Below are 25,979 nucleotides of genomic sequence, written 5' to 3'. Positions count from 1 at the left end.
ACAAACTTTAAATACCCTGAATTCGCCTCGTGCCGACCAGGCACCCCCGACCATGCCGACCGACGCCCGCCTCCTTCTCCTCGACCGCGATGCCGTCGAGCCCGCCCTGCAAGCCGGGCAAGTGATGGCGGCCGTCCGCGAAGCCTTCGTGCTGCACAGTCAAAGGGCCGGACGCGTATTTCCGGTCGTGCGCGAGAAACTGCACACAGGCGGCGTGTTCGGCATCAAGTCGGGCGACGTCGCCGATCAGGACTTGCTCGGCTTCAAGGCGGCCGGGTTCTGGCCCGGCAATCGGGCGCGCGGCGGCGAGCCGCATCAGGCCACCGTCGCGTTGTTCGATCCGGCGACCGGCCGGCCGCTGTGCATCATGGACGGCAACGCGATCACCACCGCGCGAACCGGCGCCGCGGGCGGCCTCGGGCTCCAACAGCTCGCGCGTCGCGACAGCACGCGGCTCTGCGTGTTCGGCACCGGCGTGCAGGCGCGCGTGCAGCTCGACTACGCGCTCGCGCTGCTGCCGCAGCGATGCACGGTGCAGTACGTGACCGTCAACGGCGAGCCGGATCCGGCGTTCGAAGCGCACTTCGTCGAACGGTGCACGATCGGCGTGGCGCGCGACCGGAACGATGCGGTCGCCCATAGCGACGTGGTGATCACGGCCACGCCCGGCGGCGGCGCGTTGTTCGACGCGGATGCGGTTCAGCCGGGCACCCACCTGACCTGCGTGGGCGCCGATACCGCGGGCAAGCGCGAACTGCCGGCCGGCGTGCTGGAACGCGCGCGCATCGTCGTCGACGATCACGATCAGGCGCGCACCATCGGCGAGTGCCAGTGGGCGCCGGATTTGCCGCGCACGGAAATCGGTGACATCCTCGCGGGTGCGGCATCGGTCGATCGTGCCGCGCACGAGATCACCGTCTTCGACATGACGGGGCTTGCGCTGCAGGACCTGACCGTCGCGCGCTTCCTCTATCGACACGCGCTCGACAACGGCACCGGAACCGCCGTTCCGTGGCCCTGGTAAACGACTTCCCGCTTTCGACCGCCATGCGTCTCGCCCAAGTTTCCGCGCTCTCGTTCGACCTCGACGACACCCTGTGGCCGTTCGGGCCGTCCGTCGTACGGGCCGAGGCGACGCTTCGCGCATGGTTGATCGAGCACGCGCCGAATACCGAGCGCGTGCTGCCGACGCAACAGGCGCTCGGTGCGTTGCGTGAGGAATACGAACGTTTGCGCCCGGAGCTCGCCGGTGACTTTCGCGCGATGCGAATCGGGTCGATCCGGCTGGCGCTGGAACGCGCGAACGAAGATGTCTCGCTGACCGATCGTGCGTACGACGTGTTCTACGCGGCACGCAACCGCGTCGAATTCTACGAAGACGCGCTGCCGGCGCTCGCGTGGTTGAGCGAGCGCTTTCCGTTGATCGCGGTCACCAACGGCAATGCGGATCTCCGGCTAACCGGCGGCGGCGAATTCTTTCGCACGACGCTCAGTGCGCGTGAGTTCGGCTTCGCGAAGCCGGAACCCGAGATCTTCCATGCGGCGGCGGACGCGCTCGACGTACGGCCGGGCGAATTGCTGCATGTGGGTGACGACTTCCACCTCGATGTCGTCGGCGCGTTGAATGCGGGGCTGCAGGCGGCGTGGGTCGTACGCGAGCCGGTTTCTGCAGGAGAATACGCGCCGGGGTACGCCGCGGCGCCGCATCTCAGGCTGCGCGACCTGTCGATGCTTTGTCGCGTGCTCGGCGGGCCGGACGACGTGTCGTAGACGTCTGTACGACGGTTGGATACATTCAATCGGATCGTTCGCAGATCATATCCTTCGCCCCGCAGGGGCGCTGGCCTTTACTCCTGCGCATCCGCTTCCGACTCCGCGTCGATGGCCGCTAACAAGGAGCCCGCTTTCAACCCCTGCGCCGCCTTGTCATCCACATACTCCGGCTCCCGCATCCGTCCATCTCCGCGCGCCGGATGCGTCGCCGCATGGATGTGCTTCAGCTTCTCCAACGACACCATCGTATAAATCTGCGTCGTCGACAGCGACACGTGCCCTAACATTGCCTGGATGAACCGCGTATCCGCTCCGTTATCCAGCATGTGCGTGGCCATCGCGTGACGCAGCAGGTGGCACGACCCGACCTTCTTGATCCCCGCCGACGCCATCAGCCGCTTCACAATGTGCGCCAGGTACGACGCATCCAGCGGTTCACCGAAGTCCGTCACCCATAACGCTTGGTGACCGCCTGTCGTCAGTTCCTCGCGTGCCTCGCGCATGTACACGTCCAGCCACTGCAACGCGCGCTTGCCGATCGGCACCATCCGGTCCCGCCATCCCTTGCCCTCGCGAACCAGCACCAGACGTCGTGCGTAATCGATGCCCCACGTCCGCAAGCCCGCCATCGCTGCCGCAACTCGATGCGGTCGTGCGCATCGCGCAAGTGCTGCAAACCAGCGTGGACTCCCTCGTCGGACTCGAGCCGCCCATCGAGCCGCGTATTCATAACCCGCGGCTGCATGCACTGTACGAACAGATGAATTTGCTTTCGGACGAGGATCAGCAAGCGCTGATCGTCCTGAGGGACAGCCTTGTCAAACGCTCGCAGATGTCGAAGCTCATGGCGAGGTAACACCGCTGTAAAAGAGCGCCGGCCGCATGGGCGCCAACCCATACGGCCCGCTGACCACCACCAACTCACGCCAGGAGTTGATCATGGCTGACGCCAATCTTGAAGCACGTCCACCCGTCACGGAACGTTTCATCACCATGCAGCGCAAGCGCGACATCGGTCGTTACGGGATGAGGGCCATCTATGATGAGAGCTGCGAGCCGCTGCACCTCTGGCTCAAGATCGCCGGCCGCTGGTTGATCCACGATGCAGGCTTCCACGCCGGCCAGAAGCTCCGCGTTCACGTCGAACACGGCAAGCTCACCATTACCGCCGCGCAAATCACCCCCGATTGCGGCTAACCACACTAACTACAAGGGCCGCAACTGCGGCCCTTGGTGCTTAACGCCTCACTCGAAAGCTCACATCGCTTCCCATGATTTGCAAATCGTCAATTTCAAGTCGGTTCTCTTGCGGAAGTGGACCAACCAAATAAAAGCCAAGTTCGGTGATTTCTCGCTCCAACCGATCTATCTCTACAAAGAGCTGATTGTTTGCAGCTTGCTCAAATTCCATGAAGAGTTGTTCATACGAGCAGAAATGCGGACCAGGGGCAAAGTTTCCGAGCATGAGTATCCCATCGGCAGAAGTCACCGTGACCTCTCCTGCTAAATCTCCACTGCAATCGTTCAAATAGAACTTCATCATCGTGGGCACCCTGTGGTTTTCCCAAGTGCTTCGGACAACCCCTTGAGGTTCTCATCGCTGAAGCCGTCTGCGCCACCAGGATGAATGATTCGAGCATGATTTGGAAATTTATTAGTCCGGTCCTCAATAACATCGAACCCGGCTCCTCGGATCGCATCTGCCGTACCCGATGCAACAGTTTCTGTTGCCTTCTGCAAACCCGTAGCCTTCGGAAAAGCATCCCTCATCTGTTGAGCTGCAGCGCAGGGACAACAACCATGTAGGACGGATATCCCAGGAGGATTGAGCTTCTTTTCTGGCTCTTTCAAGCGGAGGTTATCAATCGAGTTACCCCCAATCCGATTGACCTTCGTGGTCCCAGGAAGAGGCTTACCAGTCAGCCCAAGCGGATCGATCCACGTGATGGGATTCGGCGCGTATTGGTAGACGTTGATCCCGCCTGCAAGCCCGATCGGATCCTTGGAGGTGAACCGTCCGCTACTCGGATCATAGTACCGATACCGGTTGTAATGCAGCCCCGTCTATACGTCACGCTCCTGCTGATTGCAAAATAGCGACGAACTACGGCTTTGGTGCAAAAGTAACCCTCGTCATAGTCGCATCGCAACCCTGTTCGTTTGGCGACACTCCTGCAGCAGTGGGGCTGTGAGGAATTTCCGCAAGGGTGTGGGGCGCAAACGTCGAACCAGATCGTACTCATACCGCTACCCCGCCATCAACGATTCTTTGTGCCGCCGCCTCAATATTCCTTCGGGAAACGCTCTCGACAACCACGATGTTAGGCATATAGAAAAATCCGTCGTCACGAACGCCATCGGTTGCATCTTGAGCGAATCTAACTGCATCGTAAAAATTCAGCGTGATATCACCCTCCTCAGAGGTTACGAGAACGCCTTCCAAAAATCCTTTTTCTTCATGTTCAAATTCTGCAAGCTCGTCATACCAGCCAGGATACGTGATTTTTATTTTCCGCACACTTCACCCCTCACTTTATTCCAACCTTCTCCAGAGCACCGCCGCCCCATTGAATTAATTTCACGAACTCAGGAGCAACCTCAGGCGGACGAGGACCACCGACACATGTTCATTCTCTTACAGGCGACCCGAAATCAATCTCACTAAATCATTAAAAATTCCGCCGAGATTTTCCTTTAAGAACTCAGCATTACCACTTAATTTAAAAATATCTCCAACAACAACTCTCCCATCCTGATGTGTTAAGTCGGCAGTCAGCTCGTACATCCCCTCCACACCATTTAGATCAAGTGTTAAATCTATCTCACTTGGATAGAAACTCACATACGCCGTGCCGCCTAGCACGTTTTGATAGAAGCCAGAACTTGATGATTCGAGCATCACTCTCTCACCAACTTCGGCCTCCACTGCCTTAACGTACCTCGCCAAATAAGCACAAATATCGCTTGGCATCACTTCTTCCCCCTTCCAGTGACCGATCCCAATATACCTTCCGTCAGAGGGTGTGTTGATCCATTCCCTCTGGATTTAGCCCAATCAGTCAACTTGGAATCGGCGGAATCGTTTATGGGTCTAATTGTTACGTGACCGTTTGGCTTGTCATGCGTCGCTTGTAAACCACACGAGCAAAGCTTTTGCACGTCTAACGCAACGTATTTTCCGCTATCCAGTCCGGCCTCTGACGTCGCCGCCGATAGACCCGGCTCTTTCCCGTCAATGCGAGTCGTGTCTTTCCCCAGTCTTGGAGTCAGACTATCAGGTGTTCCAGACGCATTTCTGAAAACGGTTCCGCTTGTTAGAACTTTCGGCTCGAAGTCAGAGAGCCCAAGCGGATCGATCCAGCTTATCGGGTTCGGCGCGTACTGGAACGCATTCAGTCCGCCGTTGAGTCCGATCGGGTCTTTCGATATGAACCGTCCGCTACTCGGATCATAGTACCGATACCGGTTGTAATGCAGCCCCGTCTCTTCATCCCGATACTGCCCCTGGAACCGAACCGCGTTCCCCACCTCGTTGCGCTCCGGCACCTCCCCCCACACCGTCTTCTCGCCGCCCCACGCCCGATACCGCCCCAGCCACACCACCTTTCCCGACTCGTCCAACAATTCCTGCGGTGTCCCCAGGTGGTCGTTCTGGTAGAACAGCGTCGCATGCCGCGTCTTCGCCGGCACCTGCACGAACCTTCCATCCGTGCCCGTCGCCACGAACGCCGCCTCCACCAGCGTCTCGTCCAGCCGCGCCAGCGGCACGAACGTCCCCGGTTCGTGCAGGTATAGCGACGCCCCCTGCCACCGGTGCCGCTCAATGAACGTATGGACCCGCTGCGCCACCGGCACAGAGTACGGATCGGCCGGATCCTCCCGTACCACCGGCGTCGAGCGATCCCTCACCCGCTCGCCGCGTTCCCCCGGCTCGAGCGGTGCGAGATGGAACCGCTCCTCCATCAGCAGCACGTCGCCGTCCCACGTGAACACCGTCCGATCGATGCGGCCGTCCCTGCTCGTCACGTCTTTCAACTGCCGTCGGCCGAACGCATCATAGGCAAAGTGCACGCGCAGTTCCGGCCGCACCGTGCCCGGGATCGACGTCATGCCGTGTTGCGTCCGCTCGATCCGGTCGATCTCGTTCGCCGCCGGCCGCCTCGCATAGCGTTCGGCCTGCGTGAGCCGGTTCGCCGCGTCGTATTCGTACAGCCACGTCACGCCACCCGGCTCCGTCTTGCGCACCAGATTGCCGTGCGCGTCGTGCTCGTAGCGCGTGCGGTTCAGTTCCTTCAGCACGTTGCCGATGCACTTCGGCAATGACCGCTCCCAACCGGTCAGCGCGTCGACCTCGTCGGCAATCCGCAAGCGCCGCGCGAGTTGTTCGTCGGGCAACCGTTCGCCCGGATGGGCGTCCCACCACGCACGATCCTGCGCCATTTGCCGCTGCATCCGCGCCGTGGCCGACTCGATCGTTTCGTCGCTCGGGCGCGGCGGGATGCTGTCCGGATCCACCGGGTTGCCCGCCGGATCGAATGCGAACACCTCCTTCAAGTCCCGTGTCGTCGCCTTCAGCAGACGCCCGGTCGGGTCGTACGCATACTCCGTCACGCCGCGCGTGCGATCCTCGATACGCGTCAGGTGACCGGCCGCGTCGTACTGCAACCGGCGTGCGGCCATCCAGTCCGCCAGCCGCGCACTCCCGTCACGCCGCACGACCATGCGCTGCAATCGACCTGCCGGATCGTATTCCCGAACCTGCTCGAAGCTGCGATACCGGCGCACGATCTCACGATGCAGTTTGTCGCGCTCGAAGTCCACCAGCGGCCGGCCGTCCAGCAGCACGCCGTGCAAATGGCCCGAACCGTAGCGCAGCCAGTCGATCGTGCGCGTGTTCGGCAATTGCGTGCGCATCCGGTTGCCGAGCACGTCGTATTCGTGACGCGTCACCGTCGTGTAGGACCCGTCGGTGTCCGGGTAGATCGTCTGCTCTTCGGCGATCAGGTTATCGGCATCGTCGTAGTGCAGGTGCACACGGCTGTGATATCCCTGCGCGGTCGTCAGCCGGCCGCGGGCGTCGTAATGGAAGAGTTCGGTCACCCGGCCCCGGCCGCCCGCCCCCTTCGTCTCCCGCCGCGTCAGCCGGCCAAGCGGGTCGCGCGTGTAGGTCGTCTCGACGTCCCCGGCCTGCGAACCGATCAGTTGCCCGGCATCGTCCCATTGGTAGCGGGTCGTGCTGCCGTCGAAGTCCGTCTGCTCGACGATGCGCCCCAGCCGGTCGTAGCCGAACCGCGTCTGGTCCCGGTTCTCGTTGGTCAGCGTGTCGAGCCGCCATTGCCGGTCGTATCCGTATGCCAGTTCCCGGCCTGCGGCGTCCTTGCGCCAGGTCGGCTGCCCGCGTGCATTGAACGTGTACTCGGTGACGTGGCCCGCGCCGTCGCGATACGTGCGCAGGTTGCCTTCTCCGTCCCACGTGAAGCGTTCCTCGGCGCCGTCCGGATGCACGACGCTGACGACCTGCCCTCGCGCGTCGCAGCGATAAAGCGTGTCGTGGCCCGCGGCATCGGTGATCCGCGACGGATGACCGCGCTCGTCGTAGCCGTAGCATGTCGTGTGGCCGGAGCAGTCGGCCGCCTCCGCGAGCCGTCCACCGCGGTCATAACGGAAGCGTTTTACGCCGCCCTTCGGATCGGTCAGCGACAGCAATTCGCTGCGTACGCCCCACACGTAGCGGGTCGTGCGGCCTGCCGCGTCCGTTACGGAGACCGGCCGGCCAAGCGCGTCGTAGGCCGTTTGGGTGACACGGCCATCCGGCCCGGTGACCTGGACCGGCAAACCGCGCGCGTCGTATTCGGTACGCGTGACATTGCCGAGTGCGTCGATCTCGGCCGTCAGCCGGCCGTGCGCGTCGTACTCGAAACGCTGCGTGTGACCCAGCGCGTTGCGCATGCCGACCAGACGGTGCTGGTCGTCCCATTCGTACGATTCGGTCGAGCCGTCAGGATGCTCGACCAGCACGATCCGGTTGTGGAAATCGTAGCGGTGAATCGTCGCATGACCGTCCGCATCGGTCACCTTTGTGTACCAGTGTTCGCGGTGGTACTCGAAGTGCATGTCGTCCTGGACATGCTGGCCGTCGTTGCCGTACCACGTCCGCACGCATCGTGCGTCGGCCGGCGCGGGCACGCCTTCGCGTCGGCCCGGCCAGTCCCATGCGAGGTTCGCGGGGTGTCCGTTGAAATCCGTATAACGCGTGAGCAGGTGTTGCTCGTACGTGTACGTACGCCGGAAGCCGAGCATGTCGACGTGGCCGCTCAGGTCGCCGTCGGCGCTGTACGTGTAGCGCGCGACGGCTTCGTTGGCGAGGCCCGGCACGCCTGCACGGTAGATCGCCGAGACGCGGCCGTCGACGTACTCGATGCGGATCGCGTTCGCCGCACCATCGCTGATCGTCACCAGTTCGCCGGCGGCGTTGTACGTGAAGCCCAGGCCAAGGCCGTCGCGGTTGAGGCGGGAAACGAGGCGGTAACGGGCCGGCGCAACGCGGCCGCCCAGTTCGTATTCCTCTCGACTGCCGTCCGGATAGGTCAAATGGATACGGCGGCCATCCGGGCGTGCAATCGTGAACGGCTCGGCCGGCACCTCGACCGACTCCCCGAATCCCACCGGCGGCAACGGCACCGCGCGGCTGTCCGGATCGAAGAACGTCAGCGTACCGTCCCGCTCCTCCAGCGACAGGTGATACGCACTGCTCCAGCGCGCACCCAGCGGGCTCGCATCGTAGGCCGCCAGGCTCGACCGATAGCGTCGCGTCCACACGATCGGCACGGCACCGTCGAGCACGAAGTCGGTCTGCGCGAGGTGCTCGTCGCCCATTGCATAATTGACGGGCTTCGGGCTCGCCGTCTTCGGGCAGCCGCACCCGTCCTTCGGCGGCAGCGGGCTGGGCGTCGCGCCTTTCTGCGTCGAATCGCGGTGCTCGCCGGGCTTGCGGTGCGGCGCGCGCATCGTGCCCGGCGCGACCTGCGCGACGTGCGACGGCATCCCGCGCGCCTTGCGCGCCTTGATCTCCGCGGTGATCTGCGCGGCCATGAACAGCAAGCCGCCCGCGTCGTCCACGCTGCCGAACGCGCGGTCAAGCATCGGCCCCGTTTCGCGGTCGAACGCGTCGAGCCAGGCGACGATCGCATCGCGCTGGCCCGACATCCTGAGCAGTTGGTCGATGCCGATGAGCACGATCTCCTCCGTCGACGGCACCCACGACAGGAAGCCCGGGTTCTTCTTGATGCGCCCCATCTGCTCGGCCGCCGAAACAGGATCGAGCACGAAGCGGCGCACCGTGCGCGACGCTTCGCGCACGCCCGCGACGATGTCTTTCTTCCACGCGTCGAGGTGCGTATCGAGCTCGGCCATGAATGCGAGCACGTCGCCGCCGGCCGTCGCCCAGAACAGGTCGACGAGCATCGCCGCGCCCGCACCCTTTGCAAATGCGAGCAACACTTCCTTGACGATCGCGCGCGCTGGCCGCGTCGCATTGCCAGCGGCCGGCACCACGCCGATCGCATCGATCGCGAGAATGCCCCAGTTGACTACCTTCTTCGTGCCGCCCGGCTCGCTGCAGATCCGATAGATGTCGACACCGACGTCGTACAGCGACATCGCATTGCCGACGAACGGCACCATGTACAGGCACTGCACGAAGATCTCGAGGCCGGGGTTACCGACCGATTCGGCGTCGGTCGCGATCAGCTTCGGCGAGGTGTCCGGTGCGGGCACCGGACTGACGATCACGCGCCGTGCTTCGGCATTCTGAAGAATCGCGTTGGGTATCGGGCGCTGCGGGGTCGAGGGTGCGGTGGTTCCGGCCATAAGTTGTTATCTGTTTCGAATAGGAAGCGAACACCGCGCGCGATCAGCGCGATACGGTGGTTTTGACGAGACCGGGGGCGGCGCCGGGCATCGAAGCCGCCGCGTGATTGCTTGTGGAATTCGCGACTGGCTTGCCGACAGCGTCGAGCGAGGCCCGGGCAAGCGCAGCGGCATCGCCGTTCGCGACGTTCGCCGCCCCGCCCGATGCGGCTTCCCTGACGAGCGCGGCCGCCCCGAGCGCTTGCCCGGCCGACTCCGCTATGGGAATCGCGGCCGTCATCGACGCCCCGACGAGACTCGGCACCGTGTGGCCGGCATCCCCGCTCGCCGGCGAAAATGGTGGCGTCCCTTGCGGATCGCCCCACTTGCGCGTGGTGTCCTGAAGATCGTGGTCTTCCTCGAAATACTGGACCGAGCCACCGCCGCGCGGCATATCCGCCACCGTGCCCCGGCCGTCGGCATCGAGCCTGCCCTCGCGCCACGAACCGTCCGGGAACGTCACGCGATACTTTGCGTTCCTGACCGGCTCGCCATTCGGATACGCATGCCAGAGTTACATGCCGGTTTGTTCCTGTGCCGGCATCAGCGGCAACGCCTGCCGACGGGTCGCGGACGGCCCGGCACTCACCGGCCCCCGCAATCGGATCTCGCCCGCACTGCCGATCTCCACTGTCCCGCCTTCGAGCTTGATATAGGCGCCGCCGCACATCAGCACCAGCGCCTTCTGCGCATTCAGCGTCACCGCATCCGACGTGCTCGCGATCGTCACACCCTTCAGCGCCGTCAGTTCGAGCGCATCCGCTTGCGCCTGAACGTCGACCTTGCCCGCGCCCGCGTACAGCTTCATTCCGTGCGCATTCGCATACAGCGACACCGCATTGCCCGCTGCAACCGTATAGTTGCCGCCGATCGCCGCATCGGCGTTGCCGCCCGTCGTCGTGAAAAGATGTCCGTCAGCCGCCAATTGCATGTGTTCTCCGCTGGTCACGGCGACCCCGTGCGGTGCGGATGCGAGCAGCACGGCAGCTTCGAGATCACGAACCTGCGCTTCGAGCAACGCCTGCTGCGCTTCGCAGGCCGCCATCGTCGCTCGCGCCTTCTCGACCGCATCGCCCAGACTGCGCATGCGGGATCGCGCCGCGTCGAGTTGCCGCCGCGCGACCGCCATGTGGAAAGCGTGCCCGCCCGCACTCGACTGCGCGTCGGCCGACAGGAACAGTCCCTTGCCGGCGCGCAGCACGCCGCGCTCGTCGGTCCGGACCTCGAACCCTTCACCGCGCGTCTGCTGCCGGCTGTCGACGAAATGCCCGAGGTTGACCTGCGTCTTTCCACCGTAATCCGTCGACAGCTTGATGCTTTCGCGCCCCTTCCGATCCTCGAAGCGAAGCTTGTTGTTCGCTCGCGTGCGAATCACGTTGCGCGTGTTGAAGCCATCCCGGCTCGTGACCAGATCGACGGCCTGACTGTAATGGTGCGCATGCGCGATATACGGCCGGTTCGGGTTGCCGCCGGCAAATGCGACCGCGACTTCGGTATCGGCCAGCAACGGAAAGTGAAATCCCGTCTGATGGCTGCCTGCGAAGGGCTTGGCGAGGCGCAGCGGCACGCACTCACCGCCGGCCGGCCATGTGTCGAAGTCGAAATCGAAGCGCACGGTGTAATAGCCGTCGCTCGTCAGGTGCGCATACGGCGAAGCGCCCGGTGTCGTGACCCGTGCCGACAACGTGCCGGCAATCGCAGGCCAGCGGCGCTCGTCGAGTTTCAGCCGAAACGGCCGGCCGCACGGAATCGCATCGAACGTGTTGATATACGACGCATCCCGGCCGCCCGCATGGCGCACCGACACGATGACGATCCCGTGCGGCGCGTCGGCCGGTTGCTCGTCGAGCTTCGCGACAAGCCCCGGCGCGAAGTCGACGACCGAACTCTTGCCCGAATACGTGACCTGCCATGCAAGCGCCGCCTCGCGGCGCAATTGCGCTTCACGCCGCGCTTCGTCGCCGTCGGCATGGTGAGTGCCATAGACGTAGCTCGCCCCCCAAGTCGTCGGATCTTCGCGCGCGATGGTCGCCTCGGCGTTGAATCGGTCGTCAGCCTTCTCGGGGTTGTAATCGGCGACCTTGATCGAACGAGGAATCGTTTCGCTTAACGATTCGAGCGAAAGCACGGCCTCGTGACCACTTTCCAGGCCGCTTGCTTCGCGGTACGGAATGACGACTTGCGGACGATACGAATAGGCATCGACATCATCGCCGAAATGCAGTTCGTCGCCATGCTGTCCCGCGCGGAAAAAACAGAATAATCCGGTTTGTTCCATCAGCAGGCGAATGTAATCCCAGTCGGACATCCGGTACTGCATGCGAAACGCAAGACGCGGATACGCGCGCCGCAGCTTGAACGAAAACTGGTGCGCGCGGAATTCGTGCCGCCTGAGGATCGATTCGACGATTTCGGGCACGGACTGTTGCTGATAAATGCGGGTCGCCTCCACGAGGCGCAAACGGGCGACGAACGGCTCGACGACGATCCTGTACGATACGAAATCGCGCGTCTTGCGGATCTGACCGAACGCGGTGATGCAGCCGGCGAATCGACGTATCGCGTCCGTCGCGACGTTCGTGCCGGGCGGCTCGATCGTAAAGATCGCGGGGCGATTGAGGTAATCGGCGCGTGCGAGCGAAACCGGGCTGGTCAGCGTCACCTCGATCCGATAGGGCTCGCCGAGTCGCTCGTCGAGCACGAACGACATGATCGACAGATCCGGCGCCACGGGTGCGCTGGGCACCTCGAGGAAATACGACTGACGACCGGTTATCCACTGCGCGACTGAGCGTTGCGTATCTCGTTCTCGGCCATGCTTCCCTCTCAGCAACCGCGTTTTTCTCGGAAGCAGAAGGGATAAAGGATGGCCGGGTTCTCGTCCAGCGAATTGCAACGGTCTGCAACAATGTTCGTGGCCGATCACGCCAATCGACATGACCGACCACCATTTCACGCCGCCTTCCTCGCCTCCGCGATCCGCTGCGGCGCCTTCGGCCGCGCATACAGCCGTTCCAGATACGCGCGCAGTTGCGGGAACGGTTCGATCAAATGGCATTCGCTTGCCCAGTCGATCAGGTACGCCGTCACGCAATCGGCCACCGTCAGCGTATCGCCGACGATGAATTCGCGCCCCTCGAGATGCGTGTCGAGAATCGCGGCCATCGTCGCGAAATCCTCGCGCGCCAGTTCGATATCGGCCGGCGAGCGCTTCTCCGGCGGATAGAGGAACGTGTGCCGCGTGATCCGCCACAGCGGCTGCTCGAGCTCCGTCACCGCGAACATGACCCACCGATAGGCCTGCGCCCGCAGCGCCGGATCGACGGGCAGCAGCGCCTTCTCCGGGTACTTGTCCGCGAGATACAGCACGATCGCGGCCGATTCGGGAATCACGAGGTCGCCGTCCACCAGCACGGGCACCTTGCCGGCCGGATTGAGGCGCAGGAATTCGGGCCGCTTGTGCTCGCCCTCGAGCAGGTTGACCGACACGAATTCGAAATCCGCATCCAGTTCCTTCAGCCCCCACAGCGCGCGCTGCGAGCGCGTGCCGGCAAATCCGTAAAGCTTCATCGCCAGTCTCCATCCATGAATGTCGGGAAAATGTCTGCATGCCGGGCACGACGGATCGAACGAAGCGACGCGCGTCGCGCGGCATCACGCGTCGCTCACGCGCCGGGAATCGCCAGCACCGGCATCACGTCGACCGACACGCCCGGGAACAGCGTGAAATGCGGATGACCTTCGAACAGCGCGGCGGCCGCGTCGTGCGACGCCGCCCGCACGACGGTGAAGCCGGTCAACGCATTGGTCGTGTCGCGGATGCCGGCTGCGTCGATGTTCTTGGTCTTGCCGAGCGGCCCGCCCAGCTCGACGATCGCGTCGCGATGCCGGTCGACCCACGCATGCCATGCGGCGATGCCGTCGCGCTCGCGCGTGCGCCGCTCGTCCTCCGGCAGCGCGAGCCATGCCTTCATCGCCGGGCTATCCTGGCTCCCGAGAAATACGGCGAGATACAACTGTGGTTGCGCACTCATGCCTGCTCCTCCGATGACGGACGCGGCGGGTTGCCGCGCCTCGACCTTGACAAGATAGGTTGATATCAACACAATTGCAACATGGCACGAAAAGAAAAGCTTCCCTTCGAAACGACGCTGATGGTGCGCGATTGCTGCCTGTGTTTGCACATGCAGCGCGCGGCGCGCAATCTCGCGCGCATCTTCGACGACGTGCTGCGCCCGCTCGACCTCACCAACGGCCAGTTTTCGCTGCTGATGTCGTTGAACCGGCCGCAACCGGCGCCGATGAAATCGGTCGCGTCGCTGCTCGCGATGGACCGCACCACGCTCACCGCCGCGCTCAAGCCGCTCGAGCGGCGCGGCCTCGTCACGATCGTCCAGGATCCCGACGACGGACGCAGCCGCCTGCTCTCGCTGACGCCGGCCGGGCACGACCTGCTGGCCGAAGCGTTCCCGCTGTGGCAGCAGGCGCACGCCGAGATCGAGCGGCCGTTCGCGCCGGGCGAAGTCGACCAGTTGCGCGGCCAGTTGCGCACGCTGTCGGTCGATCCGGAGTCGCGCGACTGAGGCGGCCTGCGGATCGCGCTGCGGTCGTCATGCGCACTTCCTGTCACGCGCTGTCAGCAGACATTGCGCAAGCCGGTCGCACCGCCCGATTCGGTGGCAATATCGCTCGGCACGACAATCGGTCCGGCATCCATCAGGAGACGAGTATGGGCAACAACGAGAAAGGCGCGATTTTCCGGTCGCTTCACCGCGCGGGCCAGCCGCTCGCGCTGTTCAACGTGTGGGATGCCGGCAGTGCGCGCACGGCGGCCGACGCGGGCGCCGTCGCATTGGCCACCGGCAGTTGGTCGGTCGCGGCGGCCAACGGTTTCGCCGACGGCGAGCAGATGCCGCGCGCACTGATGATGGACGTGCTGGAGCGGATCGTGCGCGCGACGGACCTGCCCGTCACCGTCGATCTCGAAAGCGGGTACGGCGAACGGCCGGAGGATGTCGGCGACACGATCACGCTGAGCATCCAGGCCGGCGCGATCGGCTGCAATCTCGAAGACAGCTTTCCGGCCACGGGCGAACTGCGCGACGTCGACGAGGCGGCGGCCCGCCTCGCGGCAGCCCGGCGGGCGGCCGATCGCGCGGGCGCCGATTACTTCATCAACGCGCGCACCGACGTGTTCTTCACGGCAGCAGCCGATACGCACGACGAACGCTTGCTCGACGCGACGCTGGCGCGCGCCCGCGCGTATGCGGCCGCCGGCGCCGACGGCCTGTTCGTGCCGGGCCTGCGCTCGCCGGCGCTGATTCGCGCACTGACGGCCGCGTCGCCGCTGCCGGTGAACGTGATGCGCGTGTCGGAAACGCCGACGATCGCGGAACTCGCCGAGTACGGCGTGGCGCGCATCAGCCACGGGCCGTATCCGTATCTGCAGGCGATGAAAGCGCTGGCGGCGCTGGTCAAGCAAGGCGGGTAACGGCTTCACGGGGCGGCGGGTGCCTGCTGCCCATCAAACGACGACCTTCCGTGTCATCGGCGCCCGCTTCCGCGCTTCGGTTGTCGCGCGTTTGCCGCAGCGCGTGGGTCGGCCGCATGAGCGACGACGACGCGCGGCGCCTGCTCGACGCACACGCCCCGGCGCGCTGATCGGCGCTCAGGATGCCTTGATGAAATCGATGAACGCGCGTAGCGCCGGCGGCACGAGACGCCGCCCCGGGTAATACAGAAAAGGCCCCGAGAACGGCCGCCACCACGGTTCGAGCACGGGTTCGAGTGCGCCGCTGTCGACATGCGGGCGCAGCCAGTCTTCGAACAGATGCACGATGCCCGTCCCGGCGATCGCCGCATCGACCATCAACTCCGTCGCCCCGCCGATCTGGACCAGCAACGGCCCCGCGGCCGGTTCGACCCGCACGACCTCGCCGTCGCGCTCGAACTCCCACGGCGGCATCGCGCCGCTGGCGAAACGCCCGCGCAGGCACCGATGGTCGAGCAGGTCGCGCGGATGCTGCGGCCGGCCGTGCCGGTCGAGATAGCCGGGCGCCGCCGCGGTCGCGAACCGCTGGATGCGCGGGCCGATCGGCACCGCGATCATGTCCTGTTCGAGCCGTTCGTCGTAGCGGATGCCCGCGTCGCATCCGGCCGCCAGCACGTCGACGAAACTTTCGTCGGCCGTCACTTCCAGCCGGATGTCCGGATACGCATCGAGAAAGCGCGGCACGATCGCCGGCAGCACGAGCCGCGATGCGCTGACCGGCACGTTGAGCTTCAGCGTGCCGGCCGGTCGGCCGCGGAATTCGTCGATACCGTCGAGCGCCGCCGCCACTTCGGTCAGCGCGGGCCCGAGCCGTGCGAGCAGGCGCTCGCCGGCTTCGGTGGGCACGACGCTGCGCGTCGTGCGATGCAGCAGCCGCACGCCGAGCCGCGCTTCCAGCCGGCGCACGGCCTCGCTCAGCCCCGACGCGCTGAGGCCCGTCACGCGAGCGGCGTCGCGGAAGCCGCTCGCGCGTGCGACGGCCATGAATGCGTTCAGATCGCCGAGATCGGTTTGCATTGTTCGCCTTTTCGTACAACCCGTGCGAATTATGCCCGCTTATCGCGCAGCCGACTCGTCCTTATGCTGAACGCATTCATCTCTTCGACAGGAGCAAGGTCATGCCCGATATTCGCCACACCGCCACCTTCAGGCTCGGCGATCGCCACGTCAAACGGATCGGCTACGGCGCGATGCAGCTGGCGGGCCCCGGTGTATTCGGCCCGCCGAAAGATCGCGAGGCCGCATTGAACGTGTTGCGCGAAGCCGTGGAATCCGGCGTCGACCATCTCGACACCAGCGACTTCTACGGCCCGCATGTGACGAACCAGTTGATTCGCGACGCATTGCATCCGTACCGCGACGATCTCGTGATCGTCACCAAGATCGGTGCGCGGCGCGGCGACGACGCATCGTGGCTGCCCGCCTTCGCGCCCGACGAACTCGAACGGGCCGTGCACGACAACCTGCGCAACCTGGGGCTCGACGTGCTCGACATCGTCAACCTGCGCATCATGTTCGACACGCACGGGCCGGCCGAAGGATCGATCGAAGCGCCGCTGACCACGCTCGCCGAGCTGCAGCGGCGCGGGCTCGTCCGGCACATCGGCCTGAGCAACGTCACGCCCGCACAGGTCGCGCAAGGCCGGCGGATCTGCGACATCGTCTGCGTGCAGAACCACTACAACATCGCGCATCGCGGCGACGATGCGCTGATCGACGCGCTGGCCCGTGACGGCATCGCGTACGTGCCGTACTTTCCGCTCGGCGGCTTCTCGCCGCTGCAGTCGTCGACGCTGTCCGGCGTCGCGGCCCGGATCGGCGCGACGCCGATGCAGGTCGCGCTCGCGTGGCTGCTGCGCCGCGCGCCGAATCTTCTGCTGATTCCCGGCACGTCGTCGGTCGCGCATCTGCGCGAGAATCTCGCGGCGGCCGATCTCGATCTGCCGGCCGACGCGCTCGCGGCACTCGACCGCATCGCGGACGCCGGCGCCGCCTGACGTGCGGCCGATCGCCCGGTAGCCCGTGCGACACGAGCCGCCGGGCCGCTAGGCCGCCAGACGGTCAGGACGCGACCACGCCGACCCGCTTCGGCACGCCGGTCACGATCGTCGCGACCGCCACCGCGAGCACGATCGCCGCGCCGACGAACACGCCTGCCGCGCCGTTCGCGTCGAACACGACGCCGCCGACGGCCGCGCCCGTCGCGATCGCAAGCTGGATCGCCGCGACGATCAACCCGCCCGCGCTCTCGGCTTCGTCGGGCACGGTGCGCGTCACCCACGTCGACCATGCGACCGGCACGCCGCCGAACGCCATCCCCCACAACGCGACCAATACCGCGTCGATCATCGGCGCGCGGCCGAGCACGACGAGCGCGATGCCGAGCACGACCATCAACGCGGGCATGCCGATCAGCATCGGCCGCAGCCGGTGTTCGAGCACGCGGCCCGCGAGCGACGTGCCGACGAAGTTCGCGATGCCGTAGCCGAGCAGGATCGCCGACAGTCCGTTCACGCCGACGCCCGCCACCTGTTCGAGGAACGGCCGCAGATACGTGAAGAACGCGAAATGTCCGGTGAACACGAGGATCGTCGCGAACATCCCGAGGCCGACGGTCGGCCGGCGCAGCACGTCGATCAGCGTGCGCAGCCGCGTCGTGCCGCTCGGCGGCATCGACGGCAGCGTGAGGATCTGCGACACGAACGCGATGCCGCCGATCACGGCCGCGATCAGGAACACGTTGCGCCAGCCGATCAGGTGGCCGAAGTAGCTGCCCATCGGCGCGGACGCGATCGTCGCGACCGCCACGCCGCTGAAGATGATCGACAGCGCGCGCGGCACCATCGCCGTCGGCACGAGCCGCATCGCGGTGGCGGTCGCCATCGTCCAGAAGCCGCCGAGCGCGATGCCGAGCACGACGCGGCCGAACAGCAGCACGCCCAGGTTCGGCGCGAACGCGACGGCGAGGTTCGATGCGACGAGCAGCACCGAGAACACGAGCAGCACGCGCCGCCGGTCGATCGTGCGCGTGAGCGCCGAGATCAGCAGGCTCGTGACGAGCGCGACCGTGGCCGTGGCCGTGACGGCTTGCCCGGCCACGCCTTCGGTCACGCCGAGGCTGTCGGCCATCGGCGTCAGCAGGCTCGCCGGCAGGAATTCGGCCGTGACCAGCCCGAACACGCCGAGCGCCATCGCGAATACCGCGCCCCAGGCCGGTTCGCGGGGGGCCGCCGTCGAGGCGGCCGAGGAGATTCCGGGATTCATGCGGGATTCCGTGTCGGTTAGGGAAAGTACTGATGAGGGGCTATCGTAAGGAACAGCGGCAGGACGGTCTATGACATACAATCCGTTGTTATTGATCGTTCGTCCGAATCTCGCCATGTCCGAGCCGCTGCTTCCCCCGATCCCCGACGCGCACGACCTCGTCAGCGAGCTGCTGCTGGGGATGCGCCTGAGCGGCGTCCAGTACCGCCGGATCCAGGTCGCGCGGCCGTTCGGGCTGAGTTTCGGCCACGGGACGGGCCGCGCGCAGTTCCATTTCATCGTGCGCGGACCCGTGCTGCTGCGCGACGCGACGGGCGAGACGATGCGGCTCGAGGCCGGCGACGCGATCCTGTTGCCGCACGGCGGCATGCACGCGCTGGTGTCCGATCCGGATGTGCCGTGCCGCGAGATCGACGGCTTCGAGGTCGCGAAGATCTGCGATACGGTCGCGTCGGTGGCGTCGGCCGGCGTGTCGCCCACGAGCTGCGCGACGAAGGAACCCGGCGCCGGCGATGCGCTGATCTTCAGCGCCTGCATGGAACTCGACCTCGGCGGCATGCAGCCGCTGGTCGGCACGATGCCCGCGTTCATGCACGTGGGCACGCTGCTCGCGCGCTACCCGGAAATCCGCCCGATGCTCGATGCGATGGAGCGCGAAGCGTGCACGGCGCGCGCGGGCTTCGCGGGCATCCTCGCGCGGCTGGCGGACGTGGTCGCGGCGTTCATCGTGCGCGGCTGGGTCGAGTGCGGATGCGGCGACGCGACCGGCTGGGTGCAGGCACTGCGCGAGCCGAAGCTCGGCCGCGCGATCGTCGCGCTGCATCGCGACCCGGGCCGCAACTGGAGCGTCGCGGAACTCGCGACCGAAGCGGGCGTGTCGCGCTCGGTGTTCGCCGAGCGCTTCCTCGCGGCGACCGGGATGACGCCCGTGCGCTACCTGACCGAGCTGCGGATGCGGCTCGCCGCGCAGTGGATCGCGCGCGACCGCGAGACGATCGAAGCGGTCGCGTACCGGCTCGGCTACGGTTCGCTCGCCGCGTTCAGCCGCGCGTTCAAGCGCGTGGTCGGCAAGCCGCCGGGCGCCGTGCGCGCGGACGGCGACGTGCGCGCCGAAGCGTAACGCCCGGCGCGCGGCGCCGACGCCGGGCCGCCCTGCATCACTTCAACGCGTCGAGCCGATCGACCAGCGCCGTCGCGCACTGCACGGCGAGCGCCGCGCACTGCTCCACATCGACTGCCGCGCCGGTCGCGACCGTGCCCTGCACAATCCTGCCCAGCAATTCCTTCGAGAGTTCGGCGATCTCGTGATCCCGTTCCGTCATGATGTCCCTCCTGCGCGTCGGCGATTCCGGTGATTCGCCCGTTCGGAGCGAATGCCGTGCCCGCGCCGTTCAACGCGGCTTCGCCCGCACGACGATCTGCGCCTGCGTGTCGCGCTCGATGCGCTCGAGCGACGCGCGCAGCGCCACGAACTCGTCCGGCGTGCATACCTGACGGCCGAAATCCGCGCTCATCCGCCGCGTGACCTGCACGACGCGCGCGGCCGCATCGAACACGTAATGCGACGTGAAATCGACGAAGCGGTCGTGCACGGCCGCATCGGCCGGCAGGTCGGTCAGGACCACGCCCGCCGGCAGCACGATCTGGCCGGTCTCGTCGAACGTGCCGCCGACGCAGCCCCACGGCTGCGTGCGCACGGGCTCGGCCAGCCAGGTTTCGACCTGCGTCGCGATACCGCCCGTCAGGCTCGACAGCGCGGGCAACGCGGTCGTACCGTCCGGCCACACGAAACGATCGAGCGTGCCGGTCACGGTCACGTCGAACGGCCCGCCGGTCACGCGCCGGTCGCTGGTCGACAGTTGCGCGCGGCCGCGCAGGCCGCTTTGCCGCAAGCGCTCGTTCGCCAGTTGCGCGAGGCGGTCGCGCGACGCGCGGCGAAACAGGTTGCGTTCGAGTTCGGCGGTCCAGCCGTCATCCTGCACATAAGCCTGAACACGCGCGGCGCCCGGCTGCGCGGCATCGATCGCGATTCGCGCGGTGCGGCCGCGCGGCTGCGTGGCCGGCGTGCGCGACAGCACGCCGGTATCGACGAGCAGCGCCGGGCGGTCCATCACGATCGGCGGCAGGTAGCCGAACGCGATGCCAGCCGTCGTCGTATCCGCGTAGAGCCGGAGATCGGGCAGCCACGTGATCGCATGGTTGATCGCGCCGCCGCCGTAGCCGGGCACCGACGGCAGCGTGTACACGGCGCCGAGATTGATCAGCACCGGTTCGCTGCGAATGCCGACCGCCGCGAGCAACGCGCCGAACAGCGCGACGTGATCCTTGCAGTCGCCGTAGCGGTTGCGCAGGATGTCGGTCACGCGATGCGGCGCGGCGGCCGTTTCGCCGAGAAACAGCCCGACGTAGCGCACGTTCGCCTGCACCCAGTCGTACAGGATGCGCGCCCTGTCGCGCGGATCGACGGCATTCGCGGTGAGCGCGCGCGCCAGTTGCACGACGGCCGGATCGTTCGCGCTCGGGTCGACGGCCGCGTTGCGGTAGCGTGCGGCGAACGCCGCGTAGTCGGGCAGCGTCGACACGACGAGCCGGTCGCCGTAGGTCGGATAGCCGACCGCGCCGCTCTCGATGCGGTCGTACGCGCCGTGCCGGTAGTCGAATTCGTAGCGCGTGCGGCCGTTCGCCGTGACGGGCGGCAGCGCGACGTAGCCGCGCGCATCCGCATACAGCGGCATGTCGGCCGGCAGGTCGAAGATCAGCCGCTGGCTGTCGACCGGCTCGCGCGACGGCTCGACGGTATAGCCGAAATAGCCGCGATTGACCGGCTTCGTGCGGGTCTTGCGGAACGCGACGCGCGTGCTCGACCCGGCCTCGACGCCGGGAAACACGACGGTGCGCAGCAGCCCGTCCTGGAACGTCGGCGCGCCGGCCGAGCGCGGCTCCTGCACGTCGCGGATGCCGTCCGCACCGACCGGATGCGCGACGCCGTCGCGGTCGATCGTCTCGGCCGCGACCAGCTCGACCTTCTCGAGATTCCTGTCGAACCACACGTAGCGCTGCGCGACCGCGTCGATGCCGTTCGCGTCGTTCGCGCGCAGCGTCGAATCGTCGTGCTCGTCGAGCGAACCGTCGTGCTGGATCACGAACTCGTGGACGTCGCTGACGAGCGTGACGGGCGCTGCTGCATCGGCCGCCGCGCGCGAGTCGCTCATGTCGCCCATGCCGCCCGTGTCGCGCATATCGGCCACGGCCGTACCCGCGCCGAGCGCCACGGCGCACGCGAACAGGCAGCCGGTCCATCGGGAAGGAAAACGCACCACGTCGAAGTTCTCCGCGCGTTCGTTGCCGGACGCCAGCGCCGCGCGCCGGTGCGGCAGCCGTGCCTGCATGACGCGCACATGACGGCCGCCCGCGCCACCCGCGCGCGTGGCCATCGTGCGGCCCAGTGTGGGCGCCGTGCCGGCGAGCGTCAAGCCGCGCCGTCGGGAAGGAAACGTGATGCCGAGCGACGGCGCCTTCGAGATCCGTTGACCGTGTGATTGCGTTCGTGTCGCGGGCGGCGTGATCGGCTTCGGCATCTTGCCGACGGCGCGGCATCTCGAGCGGCGGCGTCCGAAACCGATCGACACCGCGCGGCCATGCGAGCCGCGCTATCCCTCACGCTCACGGCGCGACAAGCCATCCGTACTTCGATCGGCCCGACCCGCTACGGCCGATCGGCGTCCCGACGCGCTTTCCGGCGCGTAAGCGACCGGCGACGCCGGCCGCGTCATCGCCGCCGCGCCCGCTCCGCGCCAGCCCCCTCCGCCCCGCCGACGTCGGCCCCTCGTTCCGCCGTCCGTCGTCCCCGCCGCTTCGCCCGAACGCGATCCGCGCCGGCGTCCCGGTCGTGCGTTTTTCCCCGCAATTCGACATTTGTGCGCGCGCAACAATGGCGATGCCTCGCGCCGGGCGCCATGCAGGCGACCCGATTCCCGCATGGCGCCTGGCGCGGCGCGCTTTAAAAACCACATCTCACGAGGACATACCATGCAACTCCAATCTCATCCGGCATGCCGCCCGTTTTACGAAGCCGGCGAACTCTCGCAACTGACCGCCTTCTACGAAGAAGGCCGCAATGTCATGTGGATGATGCTGCGATCGGAGCCGCGGCCGTGTTTCAACCAGCAACTCGTCACCGACATCATCCAGCTCGCGCGCGTCGCACGCGACTCGGGCCTCACGTTCGACTTCTGGGTGACGGGCTCGCTCGTCCCCGAGCTGTTCAACGTCGGCGGCGACCTGAGCTTCTTCGTCGACGCGATCCGCAGCGGCCGGCGCGATCAACTGATGGCCTACGCGCGCTCGTGCATCGACGGCGTGTACGAGATCTACACCGGCTTCGGCACCGGCGCGATCTCGATCGCGATGGTCGAGGGCAGCGCGCTCGGCGGCGGCTTCGAGGCCGCGCTCGCGCATCACTACGTGCTCGCGCAGAAGGGCGTGAAACTCGGGTTCCCCGAGATCGCGTTCAACCTGTTCCCGGGCATGGGCGGCTATTCGCTGGTCGCGCGCAAGGCGAACCGCGGCCTCGCGGAATCGCTGATCGCGACCGGCGAAGCGCATGCGGCCGAGTGGTACGAAGACCAGGGGCTGATCGACGAGACGTTCGAAGCAGGTGATGCGTATCTGGCGACGCGCACCTTCATCGACGTGGCGAAGCCGAAGCTGAACGGCATCCGCGCGATGCTGCGCGCCCGCGATCGCGTGTTCCAGCTGTCGCGCTCGGAGCTGATGGACATCACGGAAGCGTGGGTGCATGCGGCGTTCACGATCGAGCCGAAGGACCTCGCGTACATGGAACGCCTGGTGATGCTGCAGAACCGGCGCGTGTCGAAGCTGCGCACGGTGTAATGCGACGGGCGCCGCCGACGGCCGGCGGCGCCTTTTTCCGGAACGACGCTCAGGCGATCAGCCTGAGCTTTCTCGTCTCCGCGAGCCACGCCTCGAACGCCTGCGCCGGCATCGGCCGCGCGTAGTAGTAGCCCTGCGCGTGATCGACGTCGAGCTGCTTGAGGAATTCGGCTTCCGCATGCGTTTCGACGCCTTCGGCGACCACCGCGAAATTCAGCGCCTTCGCGAGCGACACGACCGAGTGCACCAGCGCCTGCGAGCGCGGGTTGCGGTCGATGGCCGTGATGAAGGTGCGATCGAGCTTGATCGCGTCGAGCGGCAGACGCGACAACTGCGACAGCGACGAATAGCCGGTGCCGAAATCGTCGAGATGGATCTCCGCGCCGAGCTGGCGGAACTGCCGCATCAGCCCGATGGCCGCCTCCTCGTCCTCGATGAAGCAGCTCTCGGTCAGCTCGATGTCGAGCAGGCCGGGCTTCAGCCCCGCGCCATCGAGAATCGACGCGAACTGATGGACGATGTTCATGTCCTGCAACTGCCGAGCGGACACGTTCACCGCGATCCGGATGCCGAGCCCCTTCGCTTTCCACGCGGCGGCCTGCGCGGCCGCGGTGCGCATCACCCAGCGCCCGAGCGGCGCGATCAGCCCCGACTCTTCCGCGAAACGGATGAACTCGATCGGCGCGACGAGCCCGCGATCGGGCGACTGCCAGCGGATCAGCGCCTCGACGCCGTGCACGTCGCCCGTCGCGATGTCGACGACCGGCTGGTAGTACAGCACGAACTGCTCTTCCTCGAGCGCCTTGCGCAGGTTCGTGTCGAGCCACATGTACTTCGCGACCTTCTGGTTCATCTCGAGCGAGAACACGCGATACGTATGCTTGCCTTCCTCCTTCGCGACGTACATCGCGGTGTCGGCGCAGCGGATCAGCGTCTCGAGCGAATCGCCGTGCTGCGGGTACATCGCGATGCCGATCGAGCAGCTCGTGTAGACCTCCATCAGCCCGAGATGGATCGGCGTGCGCAGCCGTTCGAGGATGATCTGCGCGGTCGCTTCGAGCAGCGGGCGCGTGCCGTGTTCGAACAGCACGAGGAATTCGTCGCCGCCGAGCCGCGCGAGCGTCGCGCCGGACGGCAGGCAGCCGTTGATGATCGCCGACACGTCCTGCAGCAGGCGGTCGCCGGTGATGTGCCCGTAGTGATCGTTGACGCGCTTGAAGTTGTCGAGATCGAGGAACAGGATGCCGACCTGGCCGCGCGTATTGGCGTCCTCCTGCGCGATCGCCGCGTGGATGCGCTCGCTGATCGCATGGCGGTTCGGCAACCCGGTGAGCACGTCGGTGTTCGCGAGCTCGGTGAGCCGCTGCTGCGCGTTGCGCTCCTCGGTGATGTCGATGCCCGAGCAGATCAGGAACTGCTCTTCGACGCCGCTGCCGCTCTGCACGAACTTGTTGCGGAACTGAAACAGGCGCGGCCCGTTGACCGTATTGATGTAGCGCTCGACCGCGAACGACTGGTTGCTCGCGAAAAAGCCCGTGATGTTGGTGCGCGACTGCGCGCCCTGCTCCGGGCTCATGAACAGCTCGAACGCGCTGCGGCCGATCACGTCGACCTCGCGCTTGCCGGTCACTTCCTCGCACAGGCGGTTGAAGCGCTGCACCATCCCGTTGCGATCGAGGATCACGACGAGCGAATTCACTTCCGACACGACCTGCTCGGCGAACGCGAGCCCGTGCGACAGGTCGCCGGCGACGGACTCGGTATCGGAATAGGCGGACGCCGTGCCGGCCCAGTCGACCGTATTGACCTTCCTGCCGACGAGGTGGAGGCTGACCGTGCTGCCGAACAGCACGATGTCGAGCACGAGGTGCGACGTGACGCCGGTCAGCGCGCGGATGCGCCCGGCCTGTTCGACCGTCAGCGCGACCGCGACGTTGGTCAGCCCGCGGACCGCGGCCAGTTCGAGTGCATTGCTGTCGCTGCCGAGACGCCAGCAGGGGCTGCGCGTACCGACGTGCGCCTCGAGCACCGCGCTATCGTTTTCGTCATCCATGGACACGCCCCGATCCAAAAAAACGCACAGTGTAGACGGAGGCGAGTGACCCCACCGCCTTCCCGGGCCGCGATGCACGTGCCCCGCAGGGCGGCCGTGATTGCCGTGACAGCGGCCTCGTCCCGTACTTGTTTGCAGCTGATGCGACCGGCGTTCGCGCGTGATGCGCGCAGGTTCTGCCTTACGGAATGATGAGAGCCATCTTATCAAATGACAATGAAGATTGGCACTCACATTTAGAGAAGTGTGTCAAGGAATCGGGACTCGATTGGCAAGCCGGAGTTTTCATGATTGGCGGTTGGCGAATGCGCGCACGGGGCGGGGCGCATCGGGAGCGGCGTGCCAGGCCGCAAAGCCCCGCCGGGCGGGCGTTTGGGGCCGGTCCATCGATATGGGGCCCGATCTTTCGGGAGCCCGTGGCGGCAGGGTCGAATCGGATCCCGTGATCCGCAGTTTCCCGTGGTTTTTGATTCCGTTCGTGCGCGAATACGCGGCTTTATTCCACAGTTCGTTGCAATGTCCTCCACCCGCCCCCGT

24 protein-coding genes are annotated in these 25,979 nt (G+C 66.0%); 9 read left to right on the top strand and 15 right to left on the bottom strand.

The annotated features are described in order from the left end of the window. Window positions 1-52: 52 nt before the first annotated feature. Window positions 53-1,024 carry an ornithine cyclodeaminase family protein gene (locus tag J8I33_RS03870; RefSeq protein ID WP_124594236.1) on the top strand — a complete coding sequence of 324 codons (972 nt, stop codon included), beginning with the start codon at window positions 53-55 and terminating at the stop codon, window positions 1,022-1,024. 23 nt (window positions 1,025-1,047) lie between these two features. After that, a complete protein-coding gene (locus tag J8I33_RS03865; RefSeq protein ID WP_209924599.1) occupies window positions 1,048-1,770 on the top strand; it encodes an HAD-IA family hydrolase in 723 nt (240 codons plus the stop codon). A gap of 77 nt (window positions 1,771-1,847) precedes the next feature. On the opposite strand, the gene J8I33_RS03860 is transcribed toward J8I33_RS03865, so the two are convergent. Further along, window positions 1,848-2,402: a tyrosine-type recombinase/integrase gene (locus J8I33_RS03860; protein WP_209924598.1), complete on the bottom strand. Its 555-nt coding sequence runs from the start codon at window positions 2,400-2,402 to the stop codon at window positions 1,848-1,850. A gap of 23 nt (window positions 2,403-2,425) precedes the next feature. Here J8I33_RS03860 and J8I33_RS03855 point away from each other — a divergent pair, with 23 nt between their 5' ends. After that, window positions 2,426-2,629: a hypothetical protein gene (locus J8I33_RS03855; protein ID WP_209924597.1), complete on the top strand. Its 204-nt coding sequence runs from the start codon at window positions 2,426-2,428 to the stop codon at window positions 2,627-2,629. Window positions 2,630-2,712: 83 nt separating this feature from the next. After that, on the top strand, window positions 2,713-2,970 hold the full coding sequence (locus tag J8I33_RS03850; RefSeq protein WP_176016466.1) for a SymE family type I addiction module toxin: 258 nt from the start codon (window positions 2,713-2,715) through the stop codon (window positions 2,968-2,970). 40 nt (window positions 2,971-3,010) lie between these two features. Here the strand turns inward: J8I33_RS03850 and J8I33_RS03845 are convergent, their stop codons facing one another. From J8I33_RS03845 to J8I33_RS03810, 9 genes are all read right to left on the bottom strand, one after another. Then, window positions 3,011-3,316 carry a hypothetical protein gene (locus J8I33_RS03845; RefSeq protein WP_176016465.1) on the bottom strand — a complete coding sequence of 102 codons (306 nt, stop codon included), beginning with the start codon at window positions 3,314-3,316 and terminating at the stop codon, window positions 3,011-3,013. Continuing rightward, on the bottom strand, window positions 3,313-3,831 hold the full coding sequence (locus J8I33_RS34400; RefSeq protein WP_245171501.1) for an RHS repeat-associated core domain-containing protein: 519 nt from the start codon (window positions 3,829-3,831) through the stop codon (window positions 3,313-3,315). Before J8I33_RS34400 ends, J8I33_RS03845 begins: the two co-directional genes overlap by 4 nt. 181 nt (window positions 3,832-4,012) lie before the next feature. Next, window positions 4,013-4,291: a hypothetical protein gene (locus tag J8I33_RS03835; RefSeq protein WP_209924596.1), complete on the bottom strand. Its 279-nt coding sequence runs from the start codon at window positions 4,289-4,291 to the stop codon at window positions 4,013-4,015. A 117-nt stretch (window positions 4,292-4,408) separates the two neighbouring features. Beyond that, entirely contained in the window at window positions 4,409-4,744 is a 336-nt protein-coding gene (locus J8I33_RS03830; protein WP_209924595.1) for a hypothetical protein, read from the bottom strand. After that, on the bottom strand, window positions 4,744-9,564 hold the full coding sequence (locus J8I33_RS03825) for an RHS repeat-associated core domain-containing protein (RefSeq protein ID WP_348636000.1): 4,821 nt from the start codon (window positions 9,562-9,564) through the stop codon (window positions 4,744-4,746). Before J8I33_RS03825 ends, J8I33_RS03830 begins: the two co-directional genes overlap by 1 nt. Before the next feature lie 121 nt (window positions 9,565-9,685). Next, window positions 9,686-10,144 carry a hypothetical protein gene (locus J8I33_RS34395; protein WP_245171435.1) on the bottom strand — a complete coding sequence of 153 codons (459 nt, stop codon included), beginning with the start codon at window positions 10,142-10,144 and terminating at the stop codon, window positions 9,686-9,688. A gap of 51 nt (window positions 10,145-10,195) precedes the next feature. Next, window positions 10,196-12,619, bottom strand: coding sequence for a type VI secretion system Vgr family protein (gene vgrG, locus J8I33_RS03820; RefSeq protein ID WP_245171498.1), 2,424 nt, complete (start codon window positions 12,617-12,619; stop codon window positions 10,196-10,198). 14 nt (window positions 12,620-12,633) lie between these two features. Then, on the bottom strand, window positions 12,634-13,251 hold the full coding sequence (locus J8I33_RS03815) for a glutathione S-transferase family protein (RefSeq protein ID WP_050014353.1): 618 nt from the start codon (window positions 13,249-13,251) through the stop codon (window positions 12,634-12,636). A gap of 95 nt (window positions 13,252-13,346) precedes the next feature. Beyond that, window positions 13,347-13,715 carry a hypothetical protein gene (locus tag J8I33_RS03810; protein ID WP_050014352.1) on the bottom strand — a complete coding sequence of 123 codons (369 nt, stop codon included), beginning with the start codon at window positions 13,713-13,715 and terminating at the stop codon, window positions 13,347-13,349. Window positions 13,716-13,796: 81 nt separating this feature from the next. Here J8I33_RS03810 and J8I33_RS03805 point away from each other — a divergent pair, with 81 nt between their 5' ends. Together J8I33_RS03805 and J8I33_RS03800 are read left to right on the top strand one after the other, a co-directional pair. Continuing rightward, the gene (locus tag J8I33_RS03805; protein WP_209933214.1) at window positions 13,797-14,264 is read left to right on the top strand and encodes a MarR family transcriptional regulator; all 468 of its coding nucleotides are present in this window, start codon (window positions 13,797-13,799) and stop codon (window positions 14,262-14,264) included. A 146-nt stretch (window positions 14,265-14,410) separates the two neighbouring features. Further along, window positions 14,411-15,172 carry an isocitrate lyase/phosphoenolpyruvate mutase family protein gene (locus tag J8I33_RS03800; RefSeq protein WP_209933212.1) on the top strand — a complete coding sequence of 254 codons (762 nt, stop codon included), beginning with the start codon at window positions 14,411-14,413 and terminating at the stop codon, window positions 15,170-15,172. A gap of 177 nt (window positions 15,173-15,349) precedes the next feature. Here the strand turns inward: J8I33_RS03800 and J8I33_RS03795 are convergent, their stop codons facing one another. Continuing rightward, entirely contained in the window at window positions 15,350-16,249 is a 900-nt protein-coding gene (locus tag J8I33_RS03795) for a LysR family transcriptional regulator (protein ID WP_050014347.1), read from the bottom strand. Between the two features lie 101 nt (window positions 16,250-16,350). On the opposite strand from J8I33_RS03795, the gene J8I33_RS03790 reads away from it, so the two are divergent. After that, window positions 16,351-17,229 carry an aldo/keto reductase family oxidoreductase gene (locus J8I33_RS03790; protein ID WP_176016463.1) on the top strand — a complete coding sequence of 293 codons (879 nt, stop codon included), beginning with the start codon at window positions 16,351-16,353 and terminating at the stop codon, window positions 17,227-17,229. A 64-nt stretch (window positions 17,230-17,293) separates the two neighbouring features. On the opposite strand, the gene J8I33_RS03785 is transcribed toward J8I33_RS03790, so the two are convergent. After that, window positions 17,294-18,496 (bottom strand): MFS transporter, encoded by a 1,203-nt coding sequence (locus tag J8I33_RS03785; protein ID WP_089489022.1) that lies wholly within the window; start codon window positions 18,494-18,496, stop codon window positions 17,294-17,296. A gap of 70 nt (window positions 18,497-18,566) precedes the next feature. Here J8I33_RS03785 and J8I33_RS03780 point away from each other — a divergent pair, with 70 nt between their 5' ends. Further along, window positions 18,567-19,616, top strand: coding sequence for an AraC family transcriptional regulator (locus J8I33_RS03780; RefSeq protein WP_209924591.1), 1,050 nt, complete (start codon window positions 18,567-18,569; stop codon window positions 19,614-19,616). Window positions 19,617-19,653: 37 nt separating this feature from the next. On the opposite strand, the gene J8I33_RS03775 is transcribed toward J8I33_RS03780, so the two are convergent. Beyond that, complete coding sequence (locus J8I33_RS03775) at window positions 19,654-19,818, bottom strand: hypothetical protein (protein ID WP_012338702.1); 165 nt, start codon at window positions 19,816-19,818, stop codon at window positions 19,654-19,656. A 69-nt stretch (window positions 19,819-19,887) separates the two neighbouring features. Next, window positions 19,888-21,816 (bottom strand): DUF3857 domain-containing protein, encoded by a 1,929-nt coding sequence (locus J8I33_RS03770; protein ID WP_209924786.1) that lies wholly within the window; start codon window positions 21,814-21,816, stop codon window positions 19,888-19,890. 709 nt (window positions 21,817-22,525) lie between these two features. Here J8I33_RS03770 and J8I33_RS03765 point away from each other — a divergent pair. Beyond that, the gene (locus J8I33_RS03765; RefSeq protein ID WP_209924590.1) at window positions 22,526-23,389 is read left to right on the top strand and encodes a crotonase/enoyl-CoA hydratase family protein; all 864 of its coding nucleotides are present in this window, start codon (window positions 22,526-22,528) and stop codon (window positions 23,387-23,389) included. A 49-nt stretch (window positions 23,390-23,438) separates the two neighbouring features. Here J8I33_RS03765 and pdeR read toward each other — a convergent pair whose 3' ends face one another. Further along, window positions 23,439-25,442, bottom strand: coding sequence for a cyclic di-GMP phosphodiesterase (gene pdeR, locus J8I33_RS03760; protein WP_050017231.1), 2,004 nt, complete (start codon window positions 25,440-25,442; stop codon window positions 23,439-23,441). Window positions 25,443-25,979: the final 537 nt, after the last annotated feature.

The organism is Burkholderia sp. AcTa6-5 (assembly GCF_017815075.1).
GTDB lineage: Bacteria > Pseudomonadota > Gammaproteobacteria > Burkholderiales > Burkholderiaceae > Burkholderia > Burkholderia sola.
This window is presented reverse-complemented; position numbering and strand designations above follow the sequence as displayed.